Genomic DNA, 580 nt, shown 5'->3' with positions numbered 1-580 from the left:
GAGCTTCCAGTACGTCACCCTGATCTCCGGCCAGCTGGTGGCGCTGCTGGTGCTGCTGGTGCTGCAATCCATATTGAGCGAGACCGCTCTCGACGCCTGGGGCTGGCGCATCCCCTTCCTGATCGGCGGGGTGCTGGCGGTGATCGTCTTCTGGCTGCGGCGCCGGCTGGCCGAGACCGAGAGCTTCGAGAAGCGCGGCGGCGGCCAGTCGAGCATGTTCGCGCTGTTCCGGCACCATCCGCGCGAGGTCGGGCTGGTGATCCTGCTCACCGCGGGCGGCACGCTCGCCTTCTACGCCTATTCGATCTACCTGCAGAAATTCCTGGTCAATACCTCGGGCTTCGACCGGGCCACCGCCTCGCAGATCAACGCCGCCGCCCTGTTCGGCTTCATGCTGATCCAGCCGCTGGCCGGCGCGCTGTCCGACCGGATCGGGCGCAAGCCGCTGATGATCGGCTTCGGCGTGCTCGGCGTGCTGCTCACCTGGCCGATCTTCACCACGCTGGAGAGCGTGCACAGCCCCATGCTCGCCTTCCTGATCATGCTGGGGGCGCTGGCGATCGTGACCGGCTACACCTCG

At 67.2% G+C, this 580-nt stretch carries 1 protein-coding gene; it reads left to right on the top strand.

Annotation, left to right across the window (positions count from 1 at the left end):
- Positions 1 to 580, top strand: a 580-nt coding sequence (locus DVH29_RS16130; RefSeq protein WP_114647199.1) for an MFS transporter, incomplete at both ends; no start/stop codon positions are given.

The organism is Pelagibacterium lacus (genome assembly GCF_003345525.1).
GTDB lineage: Bacteria > Pseudomonadota > Alphaproteobacteria > Rhizobiales > Devosiaceae > Pelagibacterium > Pelagibacterium lacus.
Note: the sequence above shows the minus strand (reverse complement) of the source record. Positions and strands in the feature narration are given on the sequence as shown.